Genomic DNA, 8756 nt, shown 5'->3' with positions numbered 1-8756 from the left:
GATCAGGGCCGGCGTTGTCTGAGCCGAAGGCGAGTTTAGCCGGACCCCGCTTGGCTCGAGCACCGCAGGTTGCCCGAAGCGAAGCGTAGGGACCCAGACTGCGGGTCGCCTTTCTTTTGCTTACTTTTCTTTGGCGAAGCAAAGAAAAGTGAGTAGCCGCCGGGCTACCCCGGCCAGCAATACTCAGCAGAGGGCACCCCCGCTGGAAGCAAACTACAACTTCAGCTGAGCAGGCAAATATTTAGCCATGAGCTCGTCGTAATAAGGCTTCAACTCCGCCAGAACCGGCGGCCGCTCATTCTTCGAATAAAGGTCATAAGGGTTGAACCTCTGCACCCAGGGAAGATGCGCCACATCCTGGGCATCGGCCAAATGCCCATACCCCCCTTCCCTATGCCACGCATAAAACGAGTGATACCGGATCATGTACAGCGCCGGCAAGGGAAGGTGCGGCTTCATCAGCTGGTACAAATACTCGTCATGGCCCCATGACATATGCACCGCATCCAGCCCGCAGCCGGGCGTATAGATGCCGTTCTCACTGTTGTAGCGCGCATCCGCGCTGTCGGGATTCAAGTCAAAGTATTCGGGGTAGACGACCCTGTCTGAAAACCGGCACCCCACCGGAAAGGTATCCCCCACCACCGCCCACTGCGGTTCGCCGAACAGGCACAACACCTTGCCCAGGTCGTGGATAAAGCCCGTCAGCACAAACCAGTCCGGATGGCCGTCGGCGCGTATCGCTTCGGCCGTTTGCAGCAGGTGGCTGATCTGCGGCAGCTCGATGTCGGGGTCCGACTCGTCGACCAGGGTGTTGAGGAATTCCAGCGCGGCCCAGGGTGTCATCTCGCGCTGCGTGAAGCCCAGCCACTGCGCCTTTTTGGCCAGTACAAAGTCCAGCGTCTGGTGCTGGTGGTTGTTGCGATAGAAAGTGCGCACCCTGTCGAGGCCGGGCTGGGCGTAGTCGCGGTAGGCGGCCCGTTCGGGCTCGCCGGCCAGCAGGGCGGCTTGTACGGAAGGGCTGGCGGCGCTGGTGGGTTGGGGCATGGCGGCGTTCATATTCGGCCATTGTAGGAAGCGCCGCCACTGCGTGCAAACCCGGCTGCCGCGCCGGGCCGCAGCAGCTATATTGGCGCCACCTGCTGCCCTGAAAGCTCCCATGTCCCGCAGACCCTTCTTACGCGCCCTCGCCGCCGGCCTGCTGCTGACCCTGGCTGGCCAGTCCGCTTTTGCGCAAAGCGCGGCAGCGCCCCGCGTCGTCGACATTCCCACGCGTCCCGGCGTCACCCAGCGGTTTGTCTACATCGCCCCCTCGGGCCCGCCCAAGGCCTCTGTCATCCTGATGGCCGGCGGCCATGGCGGCCTGCAGATTACCGACGGCGGCGGCTTCGCCGGGGGCGGCGGCAACTTCCTGGTGCGCACGCGCCAGCAGTTCGCCGATGCCGGCCTGGCCGTCGCCGTCATCGACGCGCCCTCCGACAAACAGTCGCCGCCCTACCTGAGCGGCAACCGGCAAAAGCCGGAACACAGTGCCGACGTGCTGGCCCTCATTGCCTGGCTGAAACAGCAATCACCCGTGCCTGTATGGCTGGTCGGCACCAGCCGCGGCACCCAGTCGGCCGCCTACATCGCCACCGAGGCCACACCGGCCCAGGGCGGCCCCGACGGCTTGGTGCTGACCTCCACCATCCTGGTCGACCCCAAGGGCCGCGCCGTGCCCCAAATGCCGCTCGAAAAACTCGCCATCCCCGTGCTCGTGGTCCACCATGAAAGCGACGGCTGCAAGGTCTGCCTTTTCAGCGACATGCCGATGTTGATGGAGAAGCTCGCCAAAACCCCGAAGGCCGAACTCATCCGCGTAAGCGGCGGCCAGAGCCGCGGTGACCCCTGCGAGGCCATGGCCTACCACGGCTTTAACGGACTGGAGGCCGACGTGGTCGGCAAGATCAGCCGCTGGGTGATTGCGGCCAAGCCTTGAACCTTTGAGGCGGTGAGGCCGCTCAGGCCTGTTCGGGCTTGTCCAGCGCCGTGTCCTTGGGGCTGCTGCCCATGGCCGCATGGTTCAGCGACAGGCTCACACCCGCCCGCTTTTCGGCCTTCTGCGCCGTGTCCATCGCATCCGGGTCCGGCGCCACACCCCAGGCCATGGCCGTGGTCAGCACCACCAGCGAGGGGATGGCGCGCAGGTAGCGCGGTCGGAACAGAAAGTCGGCAATCTTCTTCATGGCAGGCACTCCATCATCAGCAACAACAAATCAACAAGGGTTTGATGCTGCGCCGCCCGGCTTAGGGCTGTGCGTCCGCCGTGTTGCGGTTTGTAAGGAATTGCCTCAGCGCCAGGTAAAGATGCGCCCCGGAAGCCCTCATTCCAGGAAGCGGTTCACGCTCGCCATCACCAGCTCCGCCTGGTCCTTGTGCGCCTCATGGCCCGCGAAGGGGATGTTCAGCAGCTTCGCACCCCGCACCTGCTCCACCAGCTCGAACACGCTGGCGCGCGAGACCAGGGGGTCTTCATCGCCGCGAACCGCCAGCAAGGGGCAGCGTATCCGCCTGACGCTGTCGCCGGGGTAGCCGTTGCCGCTGTCGTCCAGCCACATCGGCACGACGGCATTGACCAGCGCCTTGAAGTCGGGCTGCGGGTTGAGCGCCTGGTACAGCGCCACCGTCTCGGGGAATTTTTTCGTCCAGCTTTCCGCCGTGACGCCGGCCAGCAGCTTGCGCACCGGGTCGTCGGGCTTGAGCATCTTGTCGGTGCCTATGGCCACCAGCCGGTCGATACGCGCATCCGCCTGCGCGGCCATGCGCAAGGCCGTGATGCCGCCGTCGCTGAAACCCAGCACGCTGTAGCGCTCAACGCCCAGGTGCCGCAGCACACCGGCGGCGTCAAGCGCCAGCCGCTGGTAGCTCATCGCCGCCGTCCCCAATGTCGATTTGCCGTGACCGCGGCTGTCCAGGCCTATCACCCTGAAGCGCTTTGCCAGCCGCGGCAGCACGTCGTTGAAATCCCGCAGCGTGCCCAGCCCTCCGTGCAGGAACAGCAGCGGCGGGTCCGCGCTGTCGCCATGGACCTCAAAGTAGATCTTCGCGCTGTCCAGCGCTAGGTGGTCGCCGCTGTGGTGATTGAAATTTTCCACGGTCACTTCTGTTCAGGGCTGTTCAGGATGGCTGTCCCAAACGTGTCCCCACCCCTCAGCGCCCCGTCGTACCCCGGCGCGACTGCAGCTGGTTGCTGCCGCCCACATGCGACTCCCGGTCGCTGCGGCTGTTGGCCGTGCGCTGGCCCTCGTTCTTCTGTGTGGGTTTTTGTTCGCCCATCTGGTTGAAGTCGTTTTCCACCTTGCCGCCGTGGCCTGATGAGGCCTTGGGGTCCGTGCCGGTGCCGGTGTTGGTGTCTTCCTGCTCAATGGTCGGGTCGGCAGCGGTGCCGGTGATGCCCACGCTGCGCTGGATGTTCGGTTTGCCGGGTTTGTTCGCCATGGTGTGTGTCTCCTTGTGAAGGGGTTTAAAAAAAGGGGTTCAGGCGTGTTCAACCGGTGTCGCCGTGCCCGGCTCGGCGATCTTGCGGTGCTGCTCGGCTGAGACTTGCGAGGGCGTGACCTTGGCCATCGCCACCTCCAGCTTGTTCTTCAGGCCCGCCACCACGTCGGCCTCGCCGTCCATCATCGCCTTGAAGCCGATCTTCGCGACCTCGGCCGGGTCCATCTTGCTGTCCGTCGCGACCTTGGTGTCCAGCATGCCGGCGCGGGCAAAGAACGCCGTGTCCGTCGGGCCCGGCATCAAACAGCTCACCGTGATGCCGGTGTCCTTGAGCTCATTGCGCAGCGCCGCCGCGAACGAATCGATAAAGGCCTTGCTGCCGTTGTAGACCGCCTGGAAGCTGCCCGGCGTGAAGCCCGCGATCGAACCCGTCAGCAGGATGCGGCCCCGGCGCTGCAGGCGCATGGCCTGCCCCACCTTTTGCACCAAATAAATCGTGCCTGAGATATTGGTGTTGACCACATGCAGCACCTCGGCAAAATCCTGGTCCAGGAAGCCGTGGCCCAGGCCGTGCCCGGCATTGGCCAGCAGCGCATCCACCGTGCGGCCCCGCACGGCCGCCAGCAAGGCCTCCAGGCCCTCGCGCGTGGCCAGGTCAACCTGCACCGCGTCCACCTGCGCGCCCAGTGCACGAAAGTCCAGCACGGCGGCATCCAGCGGCTGGTCCGCCGCGATCACCAGGTCAAAGCCCTCCTGGGCCGCGCGCTGGGCCAGGTGGTAGCCAATGCCCGAAGAAGCGCCCGTGACAATCGCCAGCGGGCGAAGCGAAGAAGATTCCATGATGGAGGCCTCCAGAAGAAAAGGAAAAGGGTTGAACACACGCCGGCGATGCAAAGCCGGCCCATATCAACCCATTCTGGAAACCCCTAAAACCCGCCGGTGTCAGACAGCGCCCCGTACCCCCGCGCGACAAGGCGAGGCCTGGCGCTTAATCGGTCTGTCAGCCCGCAGCGGACATGTCCGAGAACTGCGCCTCGATCTTGTGCCCATCCAGGTCACGCACAAAACAGCCGTAATACTGCGGCCCATACATCGGCCGCGGCCCCGGCGCGCCATCCCCCTGCCCGCCCAGTTCCAGCGCCTTGGCATAAAAGGCATCGACCTGGGCCCTGGACACGGCCAGGAAGCCAAAGTGCGAGCCATTGCCCACATGCGCCTTGCCCCCGTCATGCGGCACACCCACCCAGAACTCCGGATAAGCGCGCCCGAACGCCACGGCTCCAGGGTGCTCCATGATCACCTTGATCCCCAGCGCGCCCAGCACGGCCGTGTAGAAGGCCTTGGCGCGCTCGTAATCGTTGGTGCCTATGGAGACGTGGGAGATGATGCTTTCGGGGAGGGTGGGGGTGTTGGGCATAGGCTTTGTCCTTGTTGGTTGGGAGGGAAAAGCTTAGCTTCGCAACCTGGGCATTGCAATTCAAAGACCCTCAAGCTCACAAGCCATCGCAAGCGCGGACAGCCTTCTCACGCGTCCGCATACTTAGACATCAACGCCGGCACAGCCGGCTTGGCACACCGCTGCAACGCCAGCAACAAACCATGATCAGGTTTGGCCACCCGGTGCCGGCTGCGCAAGTCATCCTGAATCTCCCCCAACAAGGAAGCTGCCATCTCCGCATCGGCCATGGCCCTGTGGGCGCGGCCGGCTTTGGGCAGGTGGTGGTAGTCGATCAGCACGCCGAGCTTATGGCTGGGCGCCTGGGGGTACAGCCTTCGGGCGACCAGCATGGTGCAGGCAAAGGGCTGGCTTGCTATTTGTTCCCCCGCCAGGCCCAGCTCAGCTTCCCAGAAGCGGCGGTCAAAGGAGGCGTTGTGGGCCACCATGGGAGCGTTAGCGACAAAGCGGCTGGCTTCCCTCATCACGGTATCGGCCGCGGGGGCGGCGGCGACCATGGCGTTGCTGATGCCGGTCAGGCTTTCAATAAAGGACGGGATGTAGCGGCCGGCGTTCATCAGGCTCTGGAAGCTGTCGACGACTTTGCCGCTGGACTGGTCCACCAGCACGATGGCGATCTCAGTGGCGCGGTCGCCCATGGCCGGCGACAGGCCTGTGGTTTCGAAGTCGATGACGGCGATGCAGTTGCTGCTCATGGCTTGTTGTTTTTGCTCTTGCAAAGAAAAACACCATGAACAGACTCTTGTGGGAGTTCTGCTTCATGGTGTTCATCAAGGTCCGATCAGCGAATGCACCGAGCGGGCCAGGCCTTGTTGTTCGCTACCTACTTATTTGTAAAACGACTCGACCTTGCCTTTGAGCTTGATCATGAACGGGTTGCCCTTGCGGTCGACCTTGTTGCCGACAGGGACCTTGATCCAGCCTTCGCTGATGCAGTACTCGGCGACGTCAAAACGTTCCTTGTCGTTAAAGCGTATGCCGACGTCTTGCTCGAAGATGGCCTTGACGAAATGCGGGCTGCGCTCGTCGGTGGACAAATGGTCGGGCAGCGCCGGGCGTTCGGTGGAGGCTGCTGTTGCCGTGGTTGCTGTGGTTTCTTCGGTCATGGGTATCAAAAGACTGGTTGGCGTTCGTTGGCTTAAACGTCGATATTGGCGGCGCGCAGAGCGTTCTGTTCAATGAACTCGCGGCGGGGCTCGACCTCGTCGCCCATCAGCATGGTGAAGACGCGGTCGGCTTCGATGGCGTCGTCGATCTGCACGCGCAGCAGGCGGCGCACGGTCGGGTCCATCGTCGTTTCCCAGAGCTGGGCGGGGTTCATCTCGCCCAGGCCTTTGTAGCGCTGGCGGGCGGTGGCGTTCTCGGCCTGGCCGATGAGCCATGCCATGGCCTGGCGGAAGTCGCTGATCTTTTCTTCCTTCTGGCGTTCGCCTTCGCCGCGCATGACTTTCGCGCCTTCGCTGATCAGGCCGCGGAAGGTGGCGGCGGCTTCAGCGAGGGTGGCGTAGTCGGCGCCGTGCACAAAGTCCTGTGTCAGCACGCTGCTCTTGACGTTGCCGTGGTGGCGGCGGCTGATGCGCAGGATGGGCTTGTCGTTGCGGGTGTCGAACTCGCCGGCCACTTCGGCGGGGGTGCCGGTGGTATTGAGTTCGCGCAGCTTGGCCTGCAGGGCGACGGCGGAGACTTCGGCGTCGGCCACGGTGTCGAGGTTGAGGCTGACGCCGTCGGCGATCGCGCGCAGGGCTTCGGCATCCATAAAGCCGCGCAGGCGGGCAATCACGGATTCAGCGAGCTGGTGTTTGCGGGCCAGTTCGGCCAGGGTGTCGCCGGTGAGCGTGGATTTTTCGTCGGGGCCGGTCTGCACGCTGGCGTCCTTGAGGGCGATGCGCAGCAGGAAGCCGTCGAGGGCGGCCGTGTCCTTGAGGTACTGCTCTTCCTTGCCGGCCTTGACCTTGTAGAGGGGCGGTTGGGCGATGTAGATGTGGCCGCGCTCGACGAGTTCGGGCATCTGGCGGTAGAAGAAGGTCAGCAGCAGGGTGCGGATGTGGGCGCCGTCAACGTCGGCGTCGGTCATGATGATGATGCGGTGGTAGCGCAGTTTGGCGACGTTGAAGTCGTCGGTGCCGGCCGTGCCGCCGACGCCGCCGGCTTTGCCGATGCCGGTGCCCAGGGCGGTGATCAGCGTCAGGATTTCATTGCTGGTCAGCAGCTTTTCATAGCGGGCTTTTTCGACGTTGAGGATCTTGCCGCGCAGGGGCAGGATGGCCTGGAACTTCCGGTCGCGGCCCTGCTTGGCGGAGCCGCCGGCGGAGTCACCCTCGACCAGGTAGATCTCGCACATGGCGGGGTCTTTTTCCTGGCAGTCGGCGAGCTTGCCGGGCAGGCCCATGCCGTCGAGCACGCCTTTGCGGCGCGTCATGTCGCGGGCCTTGCGCGCGGCTTCGCGGGCACGTGCCGCTTCGATGATCTTGCCGACGATGATCTTGGCGTCGTTGGGGCGTTCCTGCAGGTAGTCGTGCAGCAGGCGGCTGACGATGTCTTCGACGGGGCCGCGCACTTCGCTGGAAACCAGCTTGTCCTTGGTCTGGCTGCTGAACTTGGGCTCGGGCACCTTGACGCTGAGCACGCAGCACAGGCCTTCGCGCATGTCGTCGCCGGTGACTTCAACCTTGGCTTTTTTGGCCAGCTCGCTGTCGTCGATGTATTTGTTGATAACGCGGGTCATGGCGGCGCGCAGGCCGGTCAGGTGGGTGCCGCCGTCGCGCTGGGGAATGTTGTTGGTGAAGCACAGCACCTGTTCGCTGTAGCCGCTGTTCCACTGCATGGCGACTTCGACGCCGATGTTGGTGCCCTGGTCGCTCTGGCGATCGCCCATCGCCGCGAAGACGTTGGGATTCAGGACGGTCTTGCCCTTGTTGATGAAATCCACAAAGCCGCGCACACCACCTGCGCCAGAGAAGTCGTCTTCCTTGCCGGTGCGCTCGTCTTTGAGGCGAATGCGCACGCCGTTGTTGAGGAAGCTCAGTTCACGCAGGCGCTTGCTGAGGATTTCGTAGTGGAAATCATTGTTCTCTTTGAAGATGTCGGTGTCGGGCAGGAAGTGGACTTCGGTGCCGCGCTTGTCGGTGGCGTCCATGACCTTCATGGGGGACACGTCGACGCCGTCGACCTGTTCGATGATGCGGTTCTGCACGAAGCCGCGCGAGAACTCCATCACGTGGACCTTGCCGTCGCGGCGGATCGTCAGGCGCAGCATCTTGCTGAGCGCGTTGACGCAGCTCACGCCGACGCCGTGCAGGCCGCCGGAGACCTTGTAGCTGTTCTGGTTGAACTTGCCGCCGGCGTGCAGCTCGGTCAGGGCGATTTCAGCGGCCGAGCGTTTGGGTTCGTGCTTGTCGTCCATCTTGATGCCGGTGGGAATGCCGCGGCCGTTGTCGGTGACGCTGACGGAGTTGTCGGTGTGGATGGTGACGACGATGTCGTCGCAGTGGCCGGCCAGGGCTTCGTCAATGGAGTTGTCTACCACCTCGAAGACCAGGTGGTGCAGGCCGGTGCCGTCGGAGGTGTCGCCGATGTACATGCCGGGGCGCTTGCGCACGGCTTCCAGGCCTTCGAGGATCTGGATCGAGCCTTCACCATAGGCTTCGGACGCGCCGGCCTGGTTGGTGTCGATCTTGGGCTGGAAATTGGAGCTTTCCTCGGTGGCTGCGCCTTCGGACACATGCACCTGTTCGGCTTCGTTCACTTTGTTTTCTTCAGTCATATCCGGCTTCTTTTCCGATCTTTTTATCGATCATTTATCGAATTGCTTCGATTTCTTCAA

Annotated in this window: 10 protein-coding genes; 1 reads left to right on the top strand and 9 read right to left on the bottom strand. The window is 63.6% G+C overall.

The window, feature by feature from the left end:
• Positions 1-213: 213 nt before the first annotated feature.
• Complete coding sequence (locus tag AC1D0O_RS23945; protein WP_477655982.1) at positions 214-1047, bottom strand: inositol oxygenase family protein; 834 nt, start codon at positions 1045-1047, stop codon at positions 214-216.
• Positions 1048-1159: 112 nt separating this feature from the next.
• Between AC1D0O_RS23945 and AC1D0O_RS23940 the strand changes: the two genes are divergently transcribed.
• Positions 1160-1978, top strand: coding sequence for an alpha/beta hydrolase (locus tag AC1D0O_RS23940; RefSeq protein WP_477655981.1), 819 nt, complete (start codon positions 1160-1162; stop codon positions 1976-1978).
• Between the two features lie 22 nt (positions 1979-2000).
• Here the strand turns inward: AC1D0O_RS23940 and AC1D0O_RS23935 are convergent, their stop codons facing one another.
• From AC1D0O_RS23935 to gyrB, 8 genes are all read right to left on the bottom strand, one after another.
• Complete coding sequence (locus tag AC1D0O_RS23935; RefSeq protein WP_477655980.1) at positions 2001-2225, bottom strand: hypothetical protein; 225 nt, start codon at positions 2223-2225, stop codon at positions 2001-2003.
• Between the two features lie 138 nt (positions 2226-2363).
• Positions 2364-3134 (bottom strand): alpha/beta fold hydrolase, encoded by a 771-nt coding sequence (locus AC1D0O_RS23930; protein WP_477655979.1) that lies wholly within the window; start codon positions 3132-3134, stop codon positions 2364-2366.
• Positions 3135-3189: 55 nt separating this feature from the next.
• The gene (locus AC1D0O_RS23925) at positions 3190-3477 is read right to left on the bottom strand and encodes a hypothetical protein (RefSeq protein ID WP_477655984.1); all 288 of its coding nucleotides are present in this window, start codon (positions 3475-3477) and stop codon (positions 3190-3192) included.
• A 39-nt stretch (positions 3478-3516) separates the two neighbouring features.
• Positions 3517-4317: an SDR family NAD(P)-dependent oxidoreductase gene (locus AC1D0O_RS23920; protein WP_477655978.1), complete on the bottom strand. Its 801-nt coding sequence runs from the start codon at positions 4315-4317 to the stop codon at positions 3517-3519.
• Positions 4318-4477: 160 nt separating this feature from the next.
• On the bottom strand, positions 4478-4894 hold the full coding sequence (locus AC1D0O_RS23915) for a VOC family protein (RefSeq protein WP_477655977.1): 417 nt from the start codon (positions 4892-4894) through the stop codon (positions 4478-4480).
• Positions 4895-5001: 107 nt separating this feature from the next.
• Positions 5002-5628, bottom strand: a complete 627-nt coding sequence (locus AC1D0O_RS23910; protein ID WP_477655976.1) for a 3'-5' exonuclease — start codon at positions 5626-5628, stop codon at positions 5002-5004.
• Positions 5629-5760: 132 nt separating this feature from the next.
• Positions 5761-6039 carry a DUF3297 family protein gene (locus tag AC1D0O_RS23905; RefSeq protein WP_477655975.1) on the bottom strand — a complete coding sequence of 93 codons (279 nt, stop codon included), beginning with the start codon at positions 6037-6039 and terminating at the stop codon, positions 5761-5763.
• Between the two features lie 32 nt (positions 6040-6071).
• Complete coding sequence (gene gyrB, locus AC1D0O_RS23900) at positions 6072-8696, bottom strand: DNA topoisomerase (ATP-hydrolyzing) subunit B (protein WP_477655974.1); 2625 nt, start codon at positions 8694-8696, stop codon at positions 6072-6074.
• Positions 8697-8756: the final 60 nt, after the last annotated feature.

The organism is Polaromonas sp. P1_F2, assembly GCF_056405735.1.
Note: the sequence above shows the minus strand (reverse complement) of the source record. Positions and strands in the feature narration are given on the sequence as shown.

Excerpts from the sequence above, each read along its gene's own strand:
- AC1D0O_RS23910 (WP_477655976.1), bottom strand. The coding sequence starts at position 5,628 with ATGAGCAGCAACTGCATCGCCGTCATCGACTTCGAAACCACAGGCCTG.
- AC1D0O_RS23915 (WP_477655977.1), bottom strand. The coding sequence starts at position 4,894 with ATGCCCAACACCCCCACCCTCCCCGAAAGCATCATCTCCCACGTCTCC.
- AC1D0O_RS23945 (WP_477655982.1), bottom strand. The coding sequence starts at position 1,047 with ATGCCCCAACCCACCAGCGCCGCCAGCCCTTCCGTACAAGCCGCCCTG.
- AC1D0O_RS23935 (WP_477655980.1), bottom strand. The coding sequence starts at position 2,225 with ATGAAGAAGATTGCCGACTTTCTGTTCCGACCGCGCTACCTGCGCGCC.
- AC1D0O_RS23905 (WP_477655975.1), bottom strand. The coding sequence starts at position 6,039 with ATGACCGAAGAAACCACAGCAACCACGGCAACAGCAGCCTCCACCGAA.
- AC1D0O_RS23940 (WP_477655981.1), top strand. The coding sequence starts at position 1,160 with ATGTCCCGCAGACCCTTCTTACGCGCCCTCGCCGCCGGCCTGCTGCTG.
- gyrB (WP_477655974.1), bottom strand. The coding sequence starts at position 8,696 with ATGACTGAAGAAAACAAAGTGAACGAAGCCGAACAGGTGCATGTGTCC.
- AC1D0O_RS23925 (WP_477655984.1), bottom strand. The coding sequence starts at position 3,477 with ATGGCGAACAAACCCGGCAAACCGAACATCCAGCGCAGCGTGGGCATC.
- AC1D0O_RS23920 (WP_477655978.1), bottom strand. The coding sequence starts at position 4,317 with ATGGAATCTTCTTCGCTTCGCCCGCTGGCGATTGTCACGGGCGCTTCT.